This window comes from Novosphingobium organovorum, assembly GCF_022832435.1.
Taxonomy (GTDB): domain Bacteria; phylum Pseudomonadota; class Alphaproteobacteria; order Sphingomonadales; family Sphingomonadaceae; genus Novosphingobium; species Novosphingobium organovorum.
Genome location: NZ_JALHLF010000043.1, coordinates 1 through 23,129, shown reverse-complemented (window position 1 = coordinate 23,129; position 23,129 = coordinate 1). Strand labels below are relative to the sequence as shown.

Annotated in this window: 16 protein-coding genes and 1 pseudogene; 6 read left to right on the top strand and 11 right to left on the bottom strand. The window is 68.0% G+C overall.

The annotated features are described in order from the left end of the window. Positions 1-121 precede the first annotated feature (121 nt). The 5 genes from MTR62_RS11850 (at position 122) to MTR62_RS11830 (ending at position 4,969) form a co-directional block, all read left to right on the top strand. Positions 122-577: a DUF2147 domain-containing protein gene (locus MTR62_RS11850; RefSeq protein WP_244021126.1), complete on the top strand. Its 456-nt coding sequence runs from the start codon at positions 122-124 to the stop codon at positions 575-577. Between the two features lie 70 nt (positions 578-647). Beyond that, on the top strand, positions 648-1,946 hold the full coding sequence (locus MTR62_RS11845) for an OmpP1/FadL family transporter (RefSeq protein WP_407672674.1): 1,299 nt from the start codon (positions 648-650) through the stop codon (positions 1,944-1,946). Then, a complete protein-coding gene (locus MTR62_RS11840) occupies positions 1,946-3,655 on the top strand; it encodes a long-chain-fatty-acid--CoA ligase (protein WP_244021124.1) in 1,710 nt (569 codons plus the stop codon). The genes MTR62_RS11845 and MTR62_RS11840 overlap by 1 nt, the downstream gene beginning before the upstream one ends. Before the next feature lie 41 nt (positions 3,656-3,696). After that, positions 3,697-4,080, top strand: a complete 384-nt coding sequence (locus tag MTR62_RS11835) for a MerR family transcriptional regulator (RefSeq protein ID WP_244021149.1) — start codon at positions 3,697-3,699, stop codon at positions 4,078-4,080. Between the two features lie 4 nt (positions 4,081-4,084). Beyond that, positions 4,085-4,969 carry an acyl-CoA thioesterase gene (locus MTR62_RS11830; RefSeq protein WP_244021123.1) on the top strand — a complete coding sequence of 295 codons (885 nt, stop codon included), beginning with the start codon at positions 4,085-4,087 and terminating at the stop codon, positions 4,967-4,969. A gap of 66 nt (positions 4,970-5,035) precedes the next feature. Here MTR62_RS11830 and MTR62_RS11825 read toward each other — a convergent pair whose 3' ends face one another. Further along, positions 5,036-5,776, bottom strand: a complete 741-nt coding sequence (locus MTR62_RS11825) for a GntR family transcriptional regulator (protein ID WP_244021121.1) — start codon at positions 5,774-5,776, stop codon at positions 5,036-5,038. Here MTR62_RS11825 and MTR62_RS11820 point away from each other — a divergent pair. Beyond that, positions 5,776-5,931 (top strand): hypothetical protein, encoded by a 156-nt coding sequence (locus MTR62_RS11820; protein ID WP_244021120.1) that lies wholly within the window; start codon positions 5,776-5,778, stop codon positions 5,929-5,931. The genes MTR62_RS11825 and MTR62_RS11820 overlap by 1 nt on opposite strands. A gap of 27 nt (positions 5,932-5,958) precedes the next feature. Here the strand turns inward: MTR62_RS11820 and MTR62_RS11815 are convergent, their stop codons facing one another. The 10 genes and pseudogenes from MTR62_RS11815 to MTR62_RS11770 all read right to left on the bottom strand — a co-directional run. After that, positions 5,959-6,870: an ROK family protein gene (locus MTR62_RS11815; protein WP_244021119.1), complete on the bottom strand. Its 912-nt coding sequence runs from the start codon at positions 6,868-6,870 to the stop codon at positions 5,959-5,961. A gap of 28 nt (positions 6,871-6,898) precedes the next feature. Next, positions 6,899-8,860: a beta-N-acetylhexosaminidase family protein gene (locus MTR62_RS11810; RefSeq protein WP_244021118.1), complete on the bottom strand. Its 1,962-nt coding sequence runs from the start codon at positions 8,858-8,860 to the stop codon at positions 6,899-6,901. A 16-nt stretch (positions 8,861-8,876) separates the two neighbouring features. Next, complete coding sequence (locus MTR62_RS11805) at positions 8,877-10,814, bottom strand: alpha-L-fucosidase (protein ID WP_244021107.1); 1,938 nt, start codon at positions 10,812-10,814, stop codon at positions 8,877-8,879. Positions 10,815-10,849: 35 nt separating this feature from the next. Continuing rightward, complete coding sequence (locus MTR62_RS11800) at positions 10,850-12,301, bottom strand: glycoside hydrolase family 125 protein (protein WP_407672675.1); 1,452 nt, start codon at positions 12,299-12,301, stop codon at positions 10,850-10,852. 29 nt (positions 12,302-12,330) lie between these two features. Then, positions 12,331-14,958, bottom strand: a complete 2,628-nt coding sequence (locus tag MTR62_RS11795; RefSeq protein WP_244021104.1) for a glycoside hydrolase family 3 C-terminal domain-containing protein — start codon at positions 14,956-14,958, stop codon at positions 12,331-12,333. Continuing rightward, complete coding sequence (locus MTR62_RS21695; RefSeq protein WP_456152710.1) at positions 14,958-16,667, bottom strand: glycoside hydrolase family 2 protein; 1,710 nt, start codon at positions 16,665-16,667, stop codon at positions 14,958-14,960. The genes MTR62_RS11795 and MTR62_RS21695 overlap by 1 nt, the downstream gene beginning before the upstream one ends. Positions 16,668-16,758: 91 nt before the next feature. Next, a pseudogene (locus MTR62_RS11785) lies at positions 16,759-17,688 on the bottom strand (glycosyl hydrolase 2 galactose-binding domain-containing protein); the annotation flags it as partial. After that, complete coding sequence (locus tag MTR62_RS11780) at positions 17,685-20,135, bottom strand: beta-N-acetylhexosaminidase (protein WP_244021100.1); 2,451 nt, start codon at positions 20,133-20,135, stop codon at positions 17,685-17,687. The pseudogene MTR62_RS11785 and the gene MTR62_RS11780, both read right to left, overlap by 4 nt. 276 nt (positions 20,136-20,411) lie before the next feature. Further along, a complete protein-coding gene (gene nagE / locus MTR62_RS11775) occupies positions 20,412-22,160 on the bottom strand; it encodes an N-acetylglucosamine-specific PTS transporter subunit IIBC (protein ID WP_244021098.1) in 1,749 nt (582 codons plus the stop codon). Then, positions 22,157-23,129, bottom strand: a 973-nt coding sequence (locus MTR62_RS11770) for a putative PEP-binding protein (protein WP_327194405.1), incomplete at its 5' end; no start/stop codon positions are given. The genes nagE and MTR62_RS11770, both read right to left, overlap by 4 nt.

Genomic DNA, 23,129 nt, shown 5'->3' with positions numbered 1-23,129 from the left:
CTTTCCCTATACGTCAAGCAATTTTTACGCTAACCCTTCTCTCAACACGACAGGCCGGGACTTCGTTCCCAACCGGGGTCCCGGCTTAGATCGTGACAGAGAGAGGATGGAATGATTGCGTATGCCTAGCAGCAAATCCGCCATTTTTACGCCCCTTGCCGCGTTTGCCGCGCTTACGGGGACAGCCCTTGCCGCACCGCCCGCGCTGGCCGCGAACGCCGATTCGGTGCTCGGTTCGTGGCGCACGCCGTCCCGGCACGGCGAAGTCGAAATCAGCCGCTGCGGCGCCTCGATCTGCGGGCGGCTGATGAACTCGGACCACATCAAGACCAACCCGGACCTGCGCGACGTCAACAACAAGGACGAAAGCCAGCGTTCGCGCCGCCTGAAGGGTCTGCAGATCGTCGGCGGGTTCACCCGCGACGGCGACAAGTGGAAGAACGGGACGATCTACAACCCCGAGGACGGCGGCACCTACAAGGCCACGATCACGCCCGATGGCCCGGACAGTCTCAAGCTCAAGGGCTGCATCGTGTGGCCCTTGTGCAAGACCCAGACCTGGGTGCGGATCAAGTGAGCAGCCTTACGCGTTGAACCCTTCCTGCATCAGACAGGGCAAACAAGACGAGTTGATGGGAGAGTAACCAATGACAAGAATGACCGGTCGTGCCGTTTTCTTCGGGGCGGTTTCGATGCTGGGCCTTACCGCAGCGGGCACCGCCCATGCGCAGGCCTTCTACCTTCAGGAACAGTCGGTGCGCGCGCAGGGGCGCGCCTTTTCGGGTGAGGCTGCCGATACGGGCGTCGATTCGATCTGGTGGAACCCCTCCGCGATCGCGGGAATGCAGGGCGGCGAAGGCTCGATCCACGCCAGCGCCATCCTGCCGCGCGGCAAGGTCTCCGACAGCGGCACCGTGATCGTGCGCCCGGGCACCACCGGGGAAGCGGTGGGCGGCGACGCGGTGTCGCGCAACCCGATCAACAACGGCGTGCTGCCCTCGGGCGCGATCGCCTACGGCTTTGGCAAGGTCGCGCTCGGCCTCGCCATCAGCACCCCCTACAACTTCACCACCGACTATTCGGCCACCAGCTGGACGCGCTACACCGCCGACAAGACCGAACTGCGCACCTTCGACATCCAGCCCACCATCGCGGTGCAGCTGGCGCCGGGCATCAACCTGGGCGCCGGGCTCAACGTCGAATACGCCAAGGCCACGCTTTCGAACTACCTGCCCAACCTATCCTCCGCGCTCGACGACGGGCACCAGGAGCTCAAGGGCGATGGCTGGGACATCGGCTGGTCGGTCGGCGCGCAGGTCCATCGTGGCCCCGTTTCGGTCGGCCTCGCCTACAAGTCGGCGATCGAGCATAAGCTGACCGGAACGCTCACCAATTCCGGCCTGCTCTATGCGCTCGCCAGCTCGAACTACACCGTCAACACCCACGCCACCTTCAAGACCCCCTGGCAGGCGATCGGCTCGGTGCGGGTCCAGGCCAGCCCCAAGCTGACCCTCAACGCGCAGGTCATCCGCTACGGCTGGAGCGAATTCGACACCATCGACCTTGGCGATCCGGTCAACGCCTCGATCCCGGAAAACTACAAGGACACCTGGAGCTTCGCCGGCGGCGTCGACTACAAGGTCGATCCCAAGTGGACCGTGCGCGCCGGCCTCCAGTACGGCCAGACGCCCACGCGCGACGGCGAACGCGACGCGCGCGTGCCCGATTCGAACCGCCTGAATTTCTCGGCCGGTGCCAGCTACCAGGCCAGCAAGCACTTCACGGTGGATGCCGCGGCCTCGTACATTGCCTTCAAGGACACCACCATCGACCGCACCACGGCGGCCTACGCGGGAACCGCCGCGCAGACCCCGATTCTGGTTGACGGCACCCTGACGGACGCCTCCGCCCTGGTCTTCTCGCTGGGCGCACGGGTGACGTTCTGATGGGGGGCGCGGCGACGATCGGCGGCCTTGACCGCACGGCACAGACACGCTCCTCCCAACAGCCGGACGAGATGCCGCCGATCGCGCCGCGGTTGCTCACCGACCTGCTCGATCACGCGGTGGAGCGCCATGGCGCCTGGCCCGCGATCGACTTCATGGGCCGCAAGTGGACCTATGCCGAAATCGGCGAGGCTTCGCGCAAGGCCGCGCGCGGGCTTCAGGACCTGGGCGTGCGCAAGGGAACGCGGGTGGGCCTGTGCCTGCCCAACACCCCCTATTACGTGATCCTCTACTTCGCGATCCTGCGCGTGGGCGGCGTGGTGGTGAACTTCAACCCGCTCTACACCGCGCGCGAGATGGCTCATCTGGTCGAGGATTCGGGCTGCGAAGTCCTCGTGTCGACCGACCTGCAGATTTCGCTGCCCAAGATCGCCGACCTGCTCGGCCAGCACCAGCTGCGCCGCGTGGTGGTCTGCGCCTTTGCCGATGCCCTGCCCTCGCTCAAGCGCGGCGCGTTCCTGCTGTTCAAGCGGCGCGACATCGTGACGGTGCCTGAACACGATCTGCGCTACGTGCGCTACGAGGATCTCGTCGCGCGCAAGGCCGATCCCGATCCGGTCGAGCGCTCGCCCGACGAACTGGCCGTGCTGCAATATACCGGCGGCACCACCGGGGTGCCCAAGGGGGCGATGCTTACCCACGCCAACCTCGCCGCCAATTCGGCGCAAATGATCGCACACGTGGGCCACATGCCCGACGAACAGGAACGCACGCTGGGCGTGCTGCCGCTGTTCCACGTCTTCGCGCTGACCACCGTGCTCAATTACTCGATCGACACCGCGGCCGAGATGATCCTGCTTCCGCGCTTCGAGATGAAGTCCTTCCTCAAGACCGCGCTGCGCACCCGGCCCACCCAGTTCTTCGGCGTGCCCACGCTCTACACCGCGCTCAACGGCCAGGACACGCAAGGCGCGTTCTCAAACGTGCGCGTGTGCATCTCGGGCGGTGCACCGCTCCCGCTCGAAGTGCGCCACACCTTCGAGGAACGCACGGGCGTGCGCGTCGTCGAAGGCTACGGCCTGTCTGAGGCGAGCCCGATCATCACCTGCAACCCGCTCGAAGGGCTGGTCAAGGACAACTCGTGCGGCCCCGCCTTCCCCGGCACGGCGATCGAGATTCGCGATCCCGACAATCTGGAGCGCCTGTGCGCCACGGGCGAAAAGGGCGAGGTCTGCGCGCGCGGCCCCCAGGTCATGCAAGGCTACTGGAACCGGCCCGAGGACAGCGCCAAGACCTTTGCCCACGGCGCGCTGCGCACCGGCGACATCGGCTATCTCGACGAGGATGGCTACCTTTTCCTGGTCGACCGGATCAAGGACGTGATCCTGTGCGGGGGCTACAACGTCTACCCGCGCATCATCGAGGAGGCGATCTACGAACACCCCATGGTGACCGAGGCCGCGGTCATCGGCGTGCCCCATCCCTATCGCGGGCAAGTGCCCAAGGCCTTTGTTGCACTGCATCCGGGGGACAGCCTGTCGAGCGATGAGCTGTTGGAATTCCTGCGCACTCGGCTTAACAAGATCGAGATGCCTGGCTCCGTTGAATTCCGCGACTCGCTGCCCAAGACGCTTGTTGGCAAGCTCTCCAAGAAGGAGCTCGTGGCCGAAGAAAAGGCGCGTGAAACGGCCGCGGAACCGGGGGCGTGAACGCGCCGCTCGGCGCCCCTGTGGACGATTCCACCCCCGACATGCTCGGCATCCAGGAGGCTGCTGGCCTGCTCGGCGTGACCATGCGCACCTTGCGCTTCTACGAGGACAAGGGCCTTATCGCACCGCAGCGCGCGGGCACCATGCGGATCTATTCGCGCCGCGAGATCGGCCGCATGCAGCTGATTCTGCGCGGCAAGCGGCTGGGTTTCTCGATCCGCGAGATCAAGGAATTCCTCGACCTCTACGAAGTTGATCCCGAACACGTCGAACAGGTGCGCAAGCTGCGCACCAAGGTCAGCGAGCGGATCAAGGACCTGCGCAAGCAGAAGCGCGCGATCGACCAGACGCTGGGCGAACTGGTCTCGATCGAGCAGCAGGCCGCCGCCTGGCTCGACGGCAACCGCCCCGACGAGGAAGGCTAGACCCATGCAACCGCCCTGCGACGATAGCGAACGGTTCGAGCGCGCCGTCGCCCAGCTGCGCGACCTGCTGAGCGTCGAACAGCTCGACACCGATCTTTACCGCGCGCCCGCCACATCAACCCGGCCGGGCCGGGTGTTCGGTGGCCAGGTCATCGCCCAGGCGCTGCGCGCGGCGGGCCACAGCGTCGAAGGCGAACGCCGCGCCCATTCGCTCCACGCCTACTTCCTGCGCGCCGGAGACGAGCGCAAGCCGATCATCTACCGCGTGCTGCGCGATTACGATGGCGGAAGCTTCACCCACCGCCGCGTCGTCGCGGTGCAGGACGGTCGTCCGATCCTCAACCTCGCCAGCTCCTACCACGGCGAGGAACCCGGTTTCGAACACGCCCGCGCCATGCCCGAGGTAGCCCCGCCCGAAAAATGCCCCGATATGGCCAGCGCGCTCGCGGCAACGGGGCAGTCGATGCCACCCTTCATGCACCAGCGGCTCGAAGCCTTCGACGTGCGCGTGGGGCTGGCCCCGCCTGCCGAGGCCAGCGCCGCCGCGCTGCCCGCGCAGTATTTCTGGTTTCGCCTGTCGCGCCCGATGCGCGCCGATGCGATCCTGCAGCGCGTGGTGCTCGCCTACGCCAGCGACTTCGCGCTGCTCGGCACCGCGCTCATCGGACACCCCACGCCGCTGTTCAGCCCGCGCCTGCAGGCCGCCAGTCTTGATCACGCGATGTGGTTCCACGCCGATCCCGACCTCGACGACTGGCTGCTCTACACGATGGACAGCCCCTGGGCGGGGCACGCGCGCGGCTTTGCGCGCGGCGCGCTGTTCAACCGGACCGGAACCCTCGTCGCCAGCGCGGCGCAGGAAGGGTTGATCCGGCCGGTTTCCGAGTAAATTTTCAAGGCATGGAATGCTTCAAGGGCGCGACCGTCCCCTTGAAGGTCGAAGACGTCGTCCCGCTCAGTTGGGGTCGATCAGCTCGGACACGAAGTCGTAGATGTCGCCGCGGTAGTACGAGCGGGTGAATTCGACGATCGACCCATCGGCCTTGAAACCGTGGCGTTCGATCAGGAAGCCCGCATGGCCGGTATCGACGTCGAGCAGCTTGGCGTGGTCGCTGCCGAACGGCACCGCGCGCAGGCGCTGGAGCGCGCGAACCGGACGGTTGCCGTGCTTTTCCAGCGCTTCGTAAAGCGATTCGCCGATGTCTTCGGGATCGCCCAGGCAATGGCCCGGAATGGTCGAGAATTCGAGCGCGAGCGGCGCATCGTCGGCAAAGCGCAGGCGCGTGAAGCGCTGGACGATGCTGCGCGGGGCAAGTCCCAGCGCCATCGATTCGTCCGAATTGGCCATGCCCGTCGTGCGCGCGATCCACTGGCTCGAAGGGCGCTTGCCGCGCGCAAGCATGTCTTCGCTGAACGAGGAGAGCTTGGAGAAGTTCTTTTCGACACGCGCGGTCACGAACGTGCCCGAACCACGCCTGCGGGTCAGCAGGCCCTCTTCCACCAGCCCGCCGATGGTCTTGCGCACGGTGATGCGCGAAATGCCGTAAGAGGTCGCCAGGTCGCGTTCGGGGGGGATCATCTCGTTCTGTTCGAGCACGCCCGAGGAAATCGCATCACGGATCAGTTTCTGCAGTTGCAGGTAAAGAGGCGCCGGATCGCCTTCCGGCAGCCGTCCGACCCGATCCACGAATGACATTGAGCACCCCTTCCAAAGCCTTTGCCCGATCCGGCAAATCGCCGAGGGACATTGGTATTATCATTTTGCCCGGCACGCCAAGTGAAAAGGGCGAAACAGGCGTGCTCAAACAAAATAATTTTGCCAATTTGGCAAAATTGGCGCGATTGGAATGATGCCAATCGCGCCAATTGGTCTTTGACTTACGTCCTCAGGCGGCGCTCGATCAGCTGGTAGGCGCCGATCAGCCCCGGCGGTTCGCTGGAGAGCGGCGCGGTGATGCGCGCCTCCATCGCAGCCGCCTCGTCCGCGCCTTGCAGATAACCGGCCAGAAGTTCGAGCGTGCGCGCCCGGATCATCGGGAACAGGCGCTCCTGCTTCATCACCCCGCCACCAAAGACGATGCGGTCGGGCACGCAGGTCAGGAACAGCGTCATGCACAGCTGCGCCAGATAATCGGCCTCGGTTTCCCAGAAGGGGTGCTCCTCGGGGATGTGCGAGGGCGTCAGCCCCCAGGCGCGGATCAGCGCCGGTCCGGCCGCAAGACCTTCGAGACAGTCGCCGTGGAACGGGCAATTGCCTGCAAAATCACCGTGCAGCGGGTGACGGCGCACGAGGATATGGCCCATCTCGGGATGCGCAAAGCCCCCCGTCAGCCCGCCATCCGCGCGCGCGAAGCCCACCCCGATGCCGGTGCCGACCGTGACGTAGGCCAGCTGGCGCACCGCCGGTCCGGCCAGCGCCAGTTCGGCAAGCGCAGCCGTGTTGACGTCGGTATCGAGCGCGAGCGGGACACCGCTGAACGCGCGGATACCCTCAAGGATGTTGAAGCCCTCCCAGCCGGGCTTGGGTGTGCGCAGGATGCGCCCATAGTCGCTCGCCTCCGGGTCGATCCGCACCGGGCCGAAGCTGCCCACGCCGATCCCGCCGAGCGGGCCGAGATCGGCCGCTTCGGCAAAGAAGGCGGCGACATCGGCAAAAGTCGCCTGCGGATCGCGGGTGGGGATCGTCGCGGTGCGCAGCGAGCCACGCCCGGCACTGCCCACCGCGCACACGAACTTGGTTCCACCCGCCTCGATCGCGCCGAACAGGGTCATGTCTTGGTTCCTCTCCATGGGTCTGCTCTTGTCTGCGCCAGCCCGATCAATGCGCAGGCGCGGGCACGAAGACGAGCCCGGGTGCATCGGCAATGAAACGATCGAGCACGCCGTCGCCAAGACGGATGGCCCCTTGCGGACGGGTGGTGCCGGGCAGCGTCTGAAGCGCCTCTGCCACCTTCACCGCATCCTGCGCAGCGGCAAAGTGCCCGGCGGCCGAACCCGCGCGCGCCAGCGCCCCGGCCAGCCCCTCGCGCGTTTCGGCGAGCGCCTTGCCCCACAGCGCCATCGCCTCGAGCCAGGGGCCGGTCTCCTCAAGGAAGCCCTTGTCGGTAACACCCGCGCGGATCGTCGCCGGCGCGGCCTGCATCTGGGCGGCAAGGCCTGCGAGGCGCTGCAGCGCCTCGGCCTGCACGGGCGCCGTGCCCGAAGCCAGCGCATCGCGCACCGCGTCCAGTTCGCGCGCCAACTGCGGCGATTGCGGCTGCCAGGGCTGGCTGCCGAACGTGGGCGCCAGGTTCTCCAGATCGAACAGCATCAAGAGCGCGCGCGCCGTCGGCGCATCGCCGCCCGCAAGGCGCCGCGCGGCAAAACGCGCGGTCTCGTCCGCATCGTAATTCGCATCGTTCCAGCTGAACGCGGTGCTTCCGGTCAGCGCGACACGGCTTGCCGCCTCCTGGTTCATCGGATTGGCGAGAATACCGCTCAGTTCGCCCGAAAGCCCGCCTTCGCGCCCGCGATAGGGGGCCAGCAGCAGGCGCCCGGTCGATTCACCATAGTCGTTGACCGGATAGTTGTCCCACAGCAGCGTCTTGCGGCCGAACGCCTTGGTCGCCGCCTTGGCGTCGCGCACCGCGATCGAGGCGGGCACCACGTCGGTCCCGGTCCACTGGATGAAGACCTTGGGGTCCACCGCCTGGAGCGCGGTCTTGTACCCGCTGACCTTGGCGTCGTAGTATTCGGTAGGCACGATCATCAGTTCGGCATCGGCGCCCATCGTTGCCTTCTGCCAGGCGAACACGGTGTTGGTCAGCCAGGCCTGCGCGCGTCCGGCCGCCTCGGGCCCCGGCGCTCCGAAGCGCGCCTCGTCGCCCTCGCAGTTCCACTTGTCATACGGGATATCGTCGTAGGCGATGTAGAACGAACGCACACCCGCCTTGGCGAAGGCGGCGAACTTGCGTTCGATCGCGGCGACGTCCTCGGGGTTGGAGTAGCACATCGAAAGTCCCGGCGAGAGCGCATAGGTAAAGCGCACGTGGCTCGCCCGCGCAGCGTCAATCAGCGCCCGCAGATCGGCAAATTCAGCCGCCGGATAGGCCTCGCGCCACTTGTCGCGGGCATAGGCGTCATCCTTGGGGCTGTAGATGTAGGTGTTGGCCTTCATCTCTCCCAGGAACGCCAGCTGCGCCAGCCGGTCGGCGTGCGACCAGGGCGCCCCGTAGAACCCCTCGATCGTGCCGCGCACCGCCATCGCCGGATAGTCCCCGATCGACAGCGCAGGCAGCGTGCCGCGCGCGGCGATCTGCGCGAAGGTCTGCGCAGCGTAGTAGAGCCCGTCGCCATCCGCGCCCGCCAGCACGATGAGCGCGGCGCCCGGCTTGTCTTGCGCCGAGGCAAACGCGTAGCCCTCGCTTTTGGCGATCGGGCTGCCACCGGCCTGGCCCAGCGCCTTGATGAGCCCGCTGCGCGCCCCGCTGCCAAGCACCACCTGGGTCTCACCCGCGCGCGCGGACAGCGCGCGCGCGGTGGTGATCTCGATCACCCCGAGCCTTTCGAGGCTCTCGCGCACCAGCGCAAGCGTGGGGGCATCCACCGGCCCTTCGCTCACCAGCCGCGCGCGGGTGCCGAGCGCCAGCGTATCGCCCTTGAGCGTCATCGCCACCGGGCGCGGAAGCACTTGCGGCAGGCTGGCCACGGGGGTCTCAGCCTGCGCGGTTCCAGCGGCAAGCGTGCCCGCCGCCAGCGCCAGCAGCGCCGCTCCGGCCCGCTTCACGGCCTTGTCGATCATCCTTGCCATCGTGTCCTCAGCGTTTGCCCGAAAAGCCACCCACGCCCGCAATCGCGAGGCGCGGCGCATCAACGGCGGTTTCGGCAAAGGTCAGGCGCAGGTAGCGGGCCGCCAGCGTCTTGCCAAAGGCGATCCGCTGGGTCGACAGCGCATAGGCGATGTTCGAGAATTCGCCCTCGGCCGCCGCGCTCCAGCTCTCCCCGTCAAGGCTGACTTCGGCGCGGTAGCCTTTGGGCGGCACCGCGCTGGTGTCGAGCTGGCGCCCGGGCGTCAGGCTGAACCCGGCAAGGTCGAGCGTCTTGCCCATGTCGAGCGTGACAAAGGCGGGCTTGCCAGCGCTCGGCGCGGGCTGGCGCCAGATCGTCGCCGCATCGTTATCGAGCAGGACTTCGGCGCCCGGCGCGCTCGCCGCAACGATCGTCCAGCCCTTGGTGTCGAGCACGGTCGGATCGCTCGAGACAATTGCGGGCACCGGCACGGGAGCAACCGAGGCGAACAGCGCGAACTCGGTGATCGCCGGGCACGCGGGCGCTTCGAGCACGACAAGGCGCACCCGCCGCGCGGTGATCTTCGCGGGCAGGCGAATGATCCGCTGGGCGCCAATGCATTCCTTTTCCGCCAGCCGCTGCCAGGTGCCATCGACTTCGGCTTCCACCGCAAAGCGCGTCACGCGCACGCCCAGCGCAAGGAATTCCTTGAGGCGGATGAGGTCGAAACGGGTGCCGGGGGCGAGATCGAGCGTGAGCGTGGGCGTGTGATCGGCGTCGGGGGTCGACCAGTACGTATCCGCCCGCCCGTCGAGCACGCGCGAGGCGGCAAAGGCCGCGCCGCGCTCGGCGCTGGCGTGGGCGACGGCGCCCCTGGCGAGATCCCTGGCAAAGCTCGCCCGGATGGCATCGCCGAAGGACTTGAGGATCTTGGCGTCCTGGTCCGCGATGCGCCCGCGCCGGTCGGGCGGCAGGTTGAGGTTCAGGTTCGTGCCCCGACCCACCGATTCGTCGTAGAGGCGCACCAGCCGCTCGGGGCTCTTGACCTTGGAATCCTCGTCGGCGTGGTAGAACCAGCCGGGACGGATCGAGACGTCGGTTTCGGCCGGCCACCACAGCTCACCCCCGCGCAGGCCCGAATTGCCCACCGCCTGATCGTAAAGCGCGTTGGGCATCGTCGGCCAGCACGGATCGCCCGCCACCCCGTCCTCATTGCCCACCCAGCGGATGTCCGCGCCGAGCGGATCGAACGTGCAGGCATCGGGCTGGAGCTTGTGGACGAGTTCGACGATCGAGGGCCAGTTGTAGTACTTGGGCGCATCGATATGGCGCTTCTCGCGCGCGCCGCCATAGTAGCCGTCACCGCCATTGGCCCCGTCGAACCAGACCTCGAACAGCTTGCCATAGCGCGTGCACAGCTCGGTCAGCTGCGCGCGGTAGTACGTGATATAGGCGGGCGTGCCGTAGTCCGCGCGGTTGCGGTCCCAGGGGCTGAGGTAGAGCCCGTAGTCGAGCCCGGCGCGGCGCACCGCCTCGCCCAGTTCGCCCACGATGTCGCCCTTACCCTGTTTGTAAGGGCTGTTGCGGATCGAATGCTCGGTCGTCTCAGTCTGCCACAGGCAGAACCCGTCGTGGTGCTTGGCGGTCAGGATGATCCCGCTCATCCCCGCCGATTTCGCCGCCGCGACGATCTGGTCGGGATCGAAGTCGGTGGGGTTGAACCACTCGGGCTTTTCATCGCCGTAACCCCACTCCTTATCGGTAAAGGTGTTCATGGCGAAGTGGACGAACGAATACATGCCCCGCGCGTGCCACTTTAGCTGGCGCGGCGAAGGGCGCGCGCCCCAGGGGGCGGGCGTCGTCGCGCCATCGGCGGCGAGCGCTTCGCCCGAAACGCCCGAAAGGGTGCCGGCGGCAGCCCCGGCGATCGCGGTCCGGGCAAGGAAGTGGCGGCGGGAGAGATCCATGGGTCAGTCCTTGGCAAAGAAGATGCGCGAGCCGCTCAGAGCGGCGCGGCGAGAAGATCGGGGTAGGTATCGACGATGCGGATGATCAGCTCGCCGAACAGGCCGTTGGCCCAGGCGAACCAGGGCCGGGTGAATTTCGCCGGGTCGTTGCAGTCGAGCGCCTCGTGCATGAAACCGGTGCCCGCATCGGTATCGCGCAGCGCCGTCACCAGCGCCCTGATCTCCTGCGCATCGGTGCTGGTGAGCGCGCGCACGATGAGGCTCATCGGCCAGACCTGATCGAGCCCGACGTGCGGACCGCCGATCCCCTCGATCGCCGATCCCTTGAAGAAATAGGGGTTGGCCGGTGACCAGCAGGCGGCCTGCGTCACCTGCCACAAGGGATCATCGGCCGAAACGCAGCCAAGATAGGCCAGCCCCAGCAGCGAAGGCACGTTGGCGTCGTCCATGAACAGCGCGTTGCCAAATCCGTCGACCTCGTAGGCCCAGACCTGGCGCCCGTCGGGCAGGCGCATGGTGCCCCACTGCGCGAGCGCGGCGGCGACTTCATCGGCCAGCGCGCGGGCATCGGCGGCCAGCGAGGCATCGCCGCGCGCAGCTTCCGCGACTTGCGCCATTTCGCGTAGTGCGGTCACGGCAAAATGGTTGGCCGGGATCAGGAAGGGATAGGTGCAGGCATCGTCCGAGGGGCGGAAGCCCGAATGGATCAGCCCGACCGGACGCGTGGGCGCGCCCCAGCCGTCCAGTTGGAGGGTCTCGGTCGGCCGGTTGCTGACCCGCTGGAAGCTGTAGGGCCCGCGCCCTTCCTTGCGCTGCTGTTCGCGAAACGTGGCGATGCACGCGCGCGACGCCGCGGCCCAGGTCGCATCGAACGGGCGCTTGTCCCCGGTCGCCTGCCAGTAGCGCTGGCCAAGGCGCATCGCGTAGCACAGCGAATCGATCTCCCACTTGCGCTCGGCCACCCCCGGCTTCATCGCCGTCTGGTCCTTGAGCGCCCAGGACAGGTTCGTCCTCGCGGCCGGATCGTGCAGGAAGGCGTTGGCGTAAGGATCGATCAGGATCGAGCGCGACTGGCGCGCGATGAGCCCGCGAAACATCGCGCGCAAATCCTTGTCGCGCGAAGCCAGGTGCATGTAGGGCAGCACTTGCGCCGTGCTGTCGCGCAGCCACAGGCACGGAATGTCGCCGGTGATGACGAAAGTATCCTCAGCTCCGTTGACCGTCCCGATCTCGACCGTGGTGTCGAGCGTGTTGGGATAGCACCCCTCGAACATCGTGCGCAGCTTGGGATCGGCGATCTTCGCCGAGACCCGCGCGATCTCCGCCTCGACCGCCTTGCTCACGAAGCGGCGCTTGTCCGGCGCCGGGCGCCCGCCGCCCACCGGCATCGGGATGTCGGTGGTGAAGCTGCTCTCTTCGGCCTGCGCCGGGCGCGCGGCGAGCGAGGCGCCCAGCGCCCCGCCGGTGAGCAGCGCCGCGCCCTGCATGAGCCGGCGACGGTTGAACGAACGGTCGATCACTTGGGCAACTCCGTAGCCTGTCCGGTCAGCGTGAAGCCAACCCATTGTCCGGCGCCATCGCCGGGCTGGCCGCCGCCGATCCACACCTTGTAGTCTCCGGGCAGAACACGCCGGGTGCCGCGCCGGTCGACGACCGAGAGCTGGCGCGGGTCGAGCGTGAGCGTCACCTTGCGTTTTTGTCCAGGCTTGAGCGCCACGCGGGTGAACGCACCGAGCTGGCGCTGGAGCACCGCTTCGGTCAGGATCGGGTGGTGCCCGTCCGAGGGTGGCACGACATAGGCCTGCACGACTTCCTCACCCGCGCGCGCGCCGGTGTTGGCCAGATCGAGCATGAGCGTGACCGGCGCGCCGATCGCGCCCGCGGTGGCCTTCGCCCCCGAATAGGCAAATGTCGTGTAGCTCAGCCCATGGCCAAAGCCCCACAGCGGCGCGCCGGTGAAGTAGCGGTAGGTGCGCTCCTTCATCGAATAGTCGACGAAGGCGGGCAGATCGCCGGTCTTGCGGTAGAACGTCACCGGCAGACGGCCCGAGGGATTGCTCACGCCCGCGAGCGTATCGGCAAGCGCAGTGCCCCCCTCCTCGCCCGAGTACCAGTTGACCAGCACCGCGTCGGCCTGAGCCGGGTCCATCGCCACCGCGCTCCCGGTCGAAAGCACCGCGACGACGGGCTTGCCCGTGGCGCGCAGCGCGGCAAGCAGCCGGGCTTGCGGTTCGGGCAGTTCGATCTCCGAACGGTCCCCGCCCACGAAGCCGGGCACCTGCACCTGCAGCGCCTCACCCTCCAGATCAGGCGAGAGGCCGAGCACGGCAACGATCACGTCGGCCTTGTCGGCCGCGGCCATCGCCCCCGCTTCGAGCACGCCCGCAGGCGGCACCCACATCAGGCGCAGCCCCTCGTCCTCACCATAGTGATCGAGGTGCAGGCGGATCGGCTGCGGGCGGCCGTCCGAATGGATCGTGACCGATACCCGCTGCCCGCCGAGCGGCCCCTTGTGGAGCACGTTTGCGCCGACCACCAGTTCGACATCGTCGTGGCGCGTGCAGTCCTTCCAGCACTGCGGCGCGTCGAGGACCAGCGTGTAATCGCCCGCGGCAGGCGGGGTGAAGGCGCCCACCCAGTCTGCGGTAAAGCGCTTGGGGTCGAGCCCCGGCGGCGCGGTGCGGGTGAAGTTGAAATCGATCCGGCGCTCCTGGCGCGAAAGCACGCGGTGCCCTTCGCCATCGGCGTAATGCGCCACAAGGCCCGGCTGTTGCTCGCTCGAAAGCGCGGTTTCGGGCACCACGACCGGCGCCCCTTCGGCGAGCAGCGCGCCCTGGGCATACGTCACGTTGCCAGCGCCAAAGCGCGCGCGCAGACCGTCGAGCGGGGTCACCGGATGGGCCGCGGTGCCGTGGTAGTTGCCCTCCAGCACGCCGAGGTCATCGGCATCGACGCCGATCACCGCCAGCCGGGTCCCGGCCTTGAGCGGCAACACCGCGCCATCGTTCTTGGCCAGCACGATCGACTTGCGCGCCGCTTCAAGCGCCAGCGCGCGGTCGGCGGGCGTGTTGATCTGGCTGGGCGAAATGCTCCCCCACGGATCGCTCGCGCCGTAGATCGTGCCGAGCGCGTAGCGCGCCTGGAGCGAACGCTCGAGCGCGGTATCAACCGCCTCCTCGCTTACCAGCCCGCGCTTCACCGCCTGTGGCAGCGCGCCGTAAGCCGTGCCGCAGTTGAAATCGGTGCCGCCACGAATACCCGCCGCCGCCGCCTCGGCCGGATCGTAGGCAAAGTGGTGGAACTGCCAGATATTGCCGATCGCATCGCAGTCCGAGACCACGAAACCGTCAAAGCCCCAGTCGCCGCGCACGCGCTGTTCGATCAGCGGCGCATCGGCGCAGACCGGCGTGCCGTGGATCGAATTGTACGAACACATCAGCGAGAGCACGCGGCCCTTGGTCACCGCCATGCGGAAAGCGGGCAGATAGGTCGCTTCCAGATCCTGCGGCGCGACGTCGACATCGAAGCTGTCGCGCCCGGCCTCGGGGCCGGAATGGACCGCGAGGTGCTTGGCGGTCGCGATCACGCGCGGGTGCGCGCGATCGGGCCCCTGCAGGCCATCGATGAAGCCCACTGCGAGGCTGCCGGTCAGGAACGGGTCCTCGCCATAGGTCTCCTGCCCCCGGCCCCAGCGCGGATCGCGGAAAATGTTGATGTTGGGCGACCAGATCGTCAGCCCTTCGTAGATGCGCCGGTCGGCCCCCAGCGGCGCGGCGTTGAACTTGGCGCGCGCCTCGGTCGAAACGACGGTGCCGACCTTTTCGAGCAGCGCCGGGTCCCAGGTCGCGGCAAGCCCGATCGCCTGCGGGAACACGGTGGCAATGCCGTTGCGGGCCAGGCCATGGAGCCCCTCGCTCCACCAGTCGTAGGCCGGCAGGCCCATCGCCGGATCGGCGGGCGCGGTGCTCTGGAGCTGCGCGGCCTTCTGTTCGAGTGTCGCCTTGGCCACCGCCGCGCGCACCGGCGCGGCGATGGTCTCACCCGCGGGTGCCGCAGCGGGAGTCTCGGCCTGGACGGCAACGCTGGTCAGCGCGCTCGCGGCGAGCAGCGTGGCGAGCGATGCCTTGGGAAAAAAGCGCGCCATCAGGCCCCTCCCGCCAGCGTGCGCACAACAAGCGCCTTGGCCAGCGCGGAACCGTCTGCCTTCGCGGTCACGGTGATACGGCGGCTCTCGCCCGGCAGCAGGTCGAACCCGTTGTCCGAAGGGTGCGCATCCAGCTCACCGAAGTCGAGCATGACCGCCCGCGCGAGGCGGGTCGCGGTCAGCGTCACGGTATTGCCGTCCCAGGCAAGGCGGATGCCCGGCGCGGGATAGGCCATGTCCTTGGGCTCGGCGCGCTCGACGATCTGGCGCGAAACGATCGCCTCGCCAATCGAAAGCGTCGCCACCGCATAGGACGCGGTGAGCGGCGCCGAACCAAACACCGTCGCATCGCGCACGACGTGCGGCGCGCTGGCCGTGGTCGCAGCGAGCGTCACGTCCCCGCCGGCAGAGCCCAGCTTCGTGCCGTCCATCGCATAGCCGGTCAGCGTCCAGCGCGCCGCCACCGGCTTGGTCGCGTCGGACACCAGCGTCACGCGGGTTTCGTTGTCGCCGCGCTCGGCGGTGACGATCTGCGGCGCGAAGAAGCGGCGCGCGGCGTAGTGGAGCAGCTTCCAGCGGCCCGAATGGTCGATGCTCGCCCACGAGATCGAGGGCCACACGTCGTTGATCTGCCAGTAGAGCGAGCCCATCGTCACCGGCTCGCAGGCCCGGTGATGGCGCGCGGCGAGCGCGATGGCCTCCATCTGGTTGACCTGCGTGAGGTAGACGAAATCGGCAAAGTCCTTCGCCGGGCGCAGCCGCGCGTCGAGGTAGAACTGGAGCCGCGCGTTGCCCTCCCCTGCGAGGAACTTCTGGTGCGCCTTCATCACCGGGCTATCGGGGGTCAGCGCGCCGTCCCCGGCAAATTCGCGGATCGTGGCCATCGCGGGCATCGCCTGGAAGCCGTATTCGGACATGAAGCGCGGGCACGAATGGGTGTAGTTGACGATCGGCTTGGAGCCCGACCACACGTCCCAGAAGTGGCGATCGCCCGCCGCGTCGGTATCGGTCGGCCCTTCGTAGTCGTTCGAGGGCGAGCCCGGCCAATAGGGCGTGCCGGGCGAATGGCGCAGCACGGCATCGCGCAGCACGCGGTCGAACAGCACCGCCATGCCAACCCCGATACGCTCCTGCTCATCGGGGCCCACGGCGCGCTTGAACGCCTTGCGATCGCTCCAGTTTTCCCAGCCCGACAGCACTTCGTTGCCGCCCGCCCAGAGCACGATCGAAGGGTGGCTGCCCAGCCGCGCAAGCTGCTGATCAGCCTCGATCCGCACGTTCTCGCGGTAGGCCGCATCGGGCGGGGTCACTGCGCCGCCGAACATGAAGTCCTGCCAGACCATCAGGCCCAGCCGGTCGGCGTCCTCGTAGAAGCTGTCCTCAAGATACGAACCCCCGCCCCACACGCGAATCATGTTCATGTTCACCGCGCGCGCGTCCTCAAGGATGGTGCGCATCGCGCTTGCCGAAACCCGGCTGCGGAACATGTCGAAGGGGATGAGGTTGGCGCCCTTGGCGAAGATGGGCACGCCATTGACCTTGAAGCCCATCGCACCGCCCTCGCGGATCAGCTCGACGGTGCGCAGGCCCACGGTGCGGCCCTCTTCGTCGCCCGCGCCGAGGCCCCTGGCGATGGAAGCGTCGAGCGCGTAGAGCGGCTGCGCGCCGTAACCTGCGGGCCACCAGCGCTGCGGCTTCGCGATCGTCACGGGAACGTCTAGCGTGCTTGCACCANCTGGCGATGGAAGCGTCGAGCGCGTAGAGCGGCTGCGCGCCGTAACCTGCGGGCCACCAGCGCTGCGGCTTCGCGATCGTCACGGGAACGTCTAGCGTGCTTGCACCAGCGCCCACGGCAACGTCGCGCACCACCGGCTTGAGCGCGCGGCCCGCCGGGTCCTTGAGCGCGAGGCGAAGGCGCATCGTGCCCGCCTTGTCGGCCACCACGTGGACCCGCGCGGTCAGCTGGCCTTGCGCGTCGGACAGCGCGGTCTGCACCACGTCGAGCCCGTCGATGCGCGCATCGTCCCAGGCTTCGAGCTTGACCGGGCGCCAGATGCCGATGTTGACGATCCTTGGCCCCCAGTCCCAACCGTAATCGTACTTGGGCTTGCGGATGTAGGGCGAGGTCTGCTTGCCCTTGGGCTCATCGCCGAAGGCGCTGTCGTACTCGCCGGGCAAAGGGTTCTTCTCAGCCAGAACCATCGGCTGGAGCGTGCGGATCGGCGAGGCGAAATGGACCGCGATGGTGTTCGCCCCTTCGCGCAGGAAGGGCTTGGCGTCCACCCGCCAGGTGCGGTGCGCGTTGTCCGCTTTCAGCACCTCGTGCCCGTTGATCGAAACGCTGGCGAAAGTGTCGAGCCCCTCGAACACCAAATCGAGGTGCCCGCGTGCGAGCATCGCGGCGCTCACCTCCAGCGTGCGGCGCATGTCCCAGCCGGTCAGCCCGGCCCACTGGATCGCGGCCTCATTGGTGCCCAGGAACGGGTCGGGCACGCGCTTCTGTTCGACCAGCGTGCGCTGGATCGAACCGGGCACGCGCGCGGAGAACCACGCCGCCTCCCCCGGATGGGCTTTTACCGCATCGGCATCGGCGGGCGCGATGCGCGCCTGCCAGCCCTCGTCGAGCGAAAGCGTTTGCGGCGCGGCGGCCAGCGCCACGGACGCGCTCGAAGCCAGCAGCACCCCGGCGAGGAGCGCCAGCGGACGCACGGCGCGATTAGCCCCGCTCATTTCGCGTCCTTCGACCAGGCGACCGATTCGACCGCGTAGAGCGGGCCGGAGAGAGGCGCGGTGAACTGGAAACATACGTCGCTTTCGTCCTTCATGGGAACTTCGGGCAGAACGGCGTGGACCGTGAAGCGTTGGGGAGAGCGGCCCGAAACGGGGGCCGGATCGGGCAGCGGCCAGGTGGCGAGCAGCGTGGCACCGGGCAGCGGATCGTGGTGCAGAGCCGCGCTCGCGGTCTTGGGATCGGCCTTGGCCGCCTTTGCCGCCGCGCCGCAATCGAGGCTGGCGACCAGTTCGCCATGCGCGCTGACCGGGTAGTGCAGCGCCTGGCTCCAGATGTCGTGCGCGAGGCCGAAATTGCGCGGCAGGCGCACCACCGTCACGCTCACCGAACGCGCGTGGCCGAGCGGCGCGTGGGTATCAGCCTGGCAGGCATCGAAGATGTTGACGTTATAGGCCGGGCCCTTCGTCGTGGCATCGGGGCCGAGCGGCAGGCGCAGCCACAGCCGCGCGCCCGCGCAGCCCGAAAGCGCGGCGTTGGGCGTCGTCATCAGCGCGGCCGGGGCCGTGTCGAAGCGGCGCGCAGCCGAAAGCGCGGTGCCATCGGCGGCAAAACTCGCCGCGGTGATCGTCGTGCCGGAGGGCACCGCCAGCGCGCGGGTGTAAGCCTTCGAGCGGGCACCGGGCGCCGAACCGTCGAGCGTATAGCGGATCGTCCCGTAGGGCGCCTGCGTCGCCAGAGTAACACCGACCTTGGCGGCGTCGAGCGCCGCCCCGCGCGGAGCGGCAAGGGCGAAGTCGACGGCAAAGGCGCTGTCGGCCACTTCGATCCCCTCGCGCTTCCAGCGCCGGATCTGCGGGTCAAGCCGGGTGAGGAAGCCCGCATAATCGCGCGCGCCGGTTGCTTCCTTCGACCAGGCCACTTCGGCCAGCGCGCCCGCGCGCGGGAACAGCTTGTGCTGCATCTGCCAGGGGGTAACGAGGTATTCGCTCCAGGCGTTCGCCTGCACGCCCAGCACGTGGCCCGCCTTGTCCGCGCCGATGCCCTTGGGCATGGGATCGTAACTGTAGATCGCCTCGAGCGTCTGGGTGAAGCCGCGCCCGGCCGGCTCGTCCCCCAGGTCCGACTGGCGGTTGTCGAGATAGAGCTGCGGCGAAGGGGAGAGCACTACGTCGTGCCCGGCGTTGGCGGCGGCAATGCCGCCCTCCTCGCCGCGCCAGCTCATCACCGAGGCCGAAGCGGGAACGCCGCCTTCAAGAATTTCGTCCCAGCCCATCAAACGCCGACCATGCGCGGCAAGATAGTCACCCAGCTTCCCGATCATCCAGCTCTGCAAGCCGTTCTCGGTGGCGATGCCCAAGGTGCGCATCTGCGCCTGGACCTGGGGCGAGCGTTCCCACTGGTCCTTGACCGCCTCGTCACCGCCCAGGTGAATGGTCTGCGAGGGGAACACCGCCATCAGTTCGTCGAGCACGTCTTCGACGAAGCGGATGCCTTCGGGGCCGGGGTTGAACAGATAGGGGTTGATCCCCCAGTCGTGCGAGACTTCAGTCTTTGCACCGATCACGCCCAGTTCCGGATAGGCCGCGATCAGCGCCTGCGCGTGGCCGGGTAAGTCGATTTCGGGAACGATCGTAACGCCCCGCTCGGCGGCGTAGGCCACCAGCGCGCGCAACTCATCCTGCGTGTAGAAACCGCCGACGTCGGCCTTGGCGCTCTCGCCGCCCGAGGCATCGGGGCTGGTGCGCCAGGCCCCCGCCTCGGTCAAGCGCGGGTAGCGCTTGACCTCGAAGCGCCAGCCCTGATCGTCGGTCAGGTGGAGGTGGAGCACGTTGAGCTTCACTTCGGCCATTGCGTCGATTGCCGCGCGCAGCGAGGGCAGAGACTGAAAGTGGCGCGCGGTGTCGATCATCAGCCCACGCCAGGCAAAACGCGGCGCGTCGGCGATGGTCAGCGCGGGAATGCGCACGCCGCCCTTCGCGACCTCCCCGCTGCCTAGCAATTGCAGCAGCGTCATCGCGCCATAAACGAAGCCCGACGCCTGCGAAGCCGCGATCGTCACGCCCTTGGCGGTCACGATAAGGCGATAGGCTTCCTTCCCGGTGACCGATGCATCACGAACGAAGCGCACCGCGCCCGGCCCATCGCCTTCGCGCACCGTCAGCGCGAGCCCAGCGTCGGTAGCCGCATGGGTGGCTAACAGGCGCGCGGCCCTTGCGGCATCGCGGTCCGCGGCAGGAACCAGCAGCGCGGCATCATGCGCGAGAGTAAAGGAGCCGCCAGTCCGTTCGAGCGAAGCGGGATAGGGCACCAATGGCAGCGGCGCGGCTTTGCCCGATGCAGCCACGGCAGGTGCGGCCAGAGCCGGAGCCGCCAGCGCCGCCCCTGTCGCCAGTGCCAGCGCGCAGGCCGCGCCGCGCTTCCAACGTCTCGTGATCGTGCCCTGCATGCCCTGCCCCTCAAATCGTTACCGTGCGGCTTGGCGCACTAGAACCGATAAATACCAATTTGCCAAGTTGGTTCTATAAAAAGAGCGCCCACTTCAAGACAAGTCAGTCCTGTGGTGCGCCACGCTTTGTCACATTCGCAGCGCTTGATACAGCCAAAGGGCAGGGCCACGCGCGGGGTCGCTCCGCGCGCGTCCCTGCCAGGCAGTCCACAACGCAGCCCCCCAAGGTTCCGACACTCGGCAAGCCGAACCTCGCAGGGAGCCCCCTGTTGACCGTCAGTTCATCTGCGGAGCCAGGACCAAATGGAGCCGCGTGGCGTCAAGCCGGGCCACCGCGCGCAGCCCGGCCACTTCGCGCGCGGCCGTCAGTGCCGTCTCGTCGAGCCGCGCGGCATCCGCCAGCGTCACGCACAGCCGGTTGGCGCGCCGTTCGAGCGTGGCGAGATTGCCCGCCCCGCCCAGTGCCGCCAGCAGGCCGGGCGCGAGGGTCGCCGGATCGAGCGCGGGCGCCGGGTCCGCCGCCGTTTGCGGCTCGGAGACTGCAACGGATTCAACCCGCGTGCCACCGCGCGCCATGGCTTCGCGGATCTCGACCGAAACGATGTCCGCGACAGGGCCAAGGATGACCTGGAGCGCGTTGTCCGAAGGACGCACCAGCCCGCGCGCACCAAGCGCCTTGAGCCGCGCATCGTCGACCCTGCCCTGCTCGGCAACGATCAGACGCAGCCGCGTGGTGCAGGCCGAAACCCCTTGCAGATTGTCCACCCCGCCAAGCGCGGCGAGATAGGCCGCCCCGCGCGCGCCGCCATCGCTGGCATCGGCCACTTCCTCGCCCACCGGATCGTCCTCGCGCCCCGGCGTCTTGAGATCGAAGCGGGTGATGACCACGCGAAACAGCGTGTAATAGATCACGAAGTAGACCGCGCCGACCGGCAGCAGCATCAGCGGGCGGGTCGCCTTGCCGAAGTTGAGCACATAGTCGAACAGACCGGCCGAAAAGCCAAAGCCCAGATGCACGCCGAGCGAGGCCATGACCCACATCGAGATGCCGGTAAGCACCGCATGGATCGCGTAAAGCGCGGGCGCGAGGAACATGAAGGTGAACTCGATCGGCTCGGTCACGCCGGTCAGCAGCGAGGTCAGCGCCAGGCTGAGCAGCATGCCCCCCACCGCCTTGCGGCGATCGGGCTTGGCGGTGTGGTAGATCGCCAGGCACGCGGCGGGCAGACCGAACATCATCACCGGGAAGAACCCGCTCATGAAATCGCCAGCGGTCGGATCGCCCATGAAGAAGCGGCGGATGTCACCGTGCGCGCCGTGGTAATCGCCCAGGACGAACCAGAACAGGTTGTTGAAGATGTGGTGCAGGCCGGTGACCAGCAGCAGGCGGTTGACCAGCCCGAAGACGAAGAGCCCGAAGCCGCCCATGTCGACCACGCCCCGGCTGATCCCGTCGATTCCGGCTACGATAGGGCCGAAGGCGAAACCGATCAGCGCGGCCAGCGCCAGACCCGCGACGCCCGAGACGATCGGTACGAACCGGCGCCCTCCGAAGAAGGCGAGGTATTCGGGCAGCTTAAAGGCGGAGAAGCGGTTATAGAAATTGCCCCCGACAAGCCCGGACAGGATGCCGATCGGAACGTCGAGCCGACCGATCGCCGCGCTCTTCGCCGCCGCGACCGCCGCTGTGAGCGCATCGCCAGTCAGCGCCGGATCGATTCCGGCCGGCACCGGCATGAGAACCTTGGCCGCCTCGGTCGTGACGAGAAAGCACACGATGCCCGCCAGACAGGCCGCGCCATTGCCGTCGCGCGCGTAGCCGGTGGCAACGCCGATCGCGAAGAGCAGGCCGAGGTGGGAGAACAGCGCATCGCCCGCCGCGCTCAAGAGCGCGATGTCGAGCAGGTCCGGCTGGCCCAGCCGCAGCAGCAGCCCCGCCGCAGGCAGAACCGCGATCGGGAGCATGAGCGCACGGCCGAGCGGCTGAAGCGTTTCGACCAGAACTTGCAGCTTGCGCGTGCTCATGCCGCGTTCTCCTTCTCGAATTGGGCGACCAGCGCGCGAACCTCGGCGGCCGAAGCGCATGCGAGCGCGCGCGCGGCCAGATCGCGGCAAGCGGCAAGATCAAGCGTGGCGACCAGCGCCTTGATATCGGTGACGAGCGCGGCGCTCGCGGACAGTTCGGTGACACCAAGGCCGAGCAGCAGCGGCACGGCCAGCGGATCGGAGGCGAGCGAGCCGCACACCCCGGTCCAGCGCCCGTGGCGCGCGCCGCCAGAGCAGGTCTGCCCGATCAGGCGCAGCACCACCGGGTGGAGCCCGTCGAGCGAGGCCGCGACCGAGGGGTTCGCGCGATCCATCGCCAGCGTGTATTGCGTAAGGTCGTTCGTGCCGATCGACAGGAAATCGGCCTCACGCGCCAGAATGTCGGCGGTCGCCGCCGCCGCCGGCGTCTCGACCATGATGCCCAGCTCCAGCGCGCACGGCAGGCCGATACGCTGCGCCACCCGGTCCAGCACCGCGCGCACCGCGCGCAGTTCGGCAAGGCTGGCGACCATCGGCACCATGATCTTGCAGCGCCCGGCGGGCTCGACCCGCGCAATCGCCTCGACTTGCGCCTCGAGCAGGTCGGGATGCGCAAGGCCGACGCGGATGCCACGAAGCCCCAGCGCCGGGTTCTCCTCACCCTCGATCGGCAGATACTGCGCGGGCTTGTCGCCACCGATGTCGAGCAGGCGCACGATCATCGGGCGATCGCCCAGGGCATCCGCGATCGCCTGGTAGGCTGCGGTCTGTTCGGCCACATCGGGCGCGGCAGGGCGTTCGAGGAACAGGAATTCGCTGCGCAGCAGGCCACTGCCCTCAGCGCCGTTGGCCACCGCCAGTTCGGCATCCTCGCGCGATCCGGTGTTGGCGAAAACCTCGATCCGGGTGCCGTCGCGCGTGGTCGTCGGCGCGCTTGAGGCGCGCGCGGCCACGCGGCGCGCCGCCAGC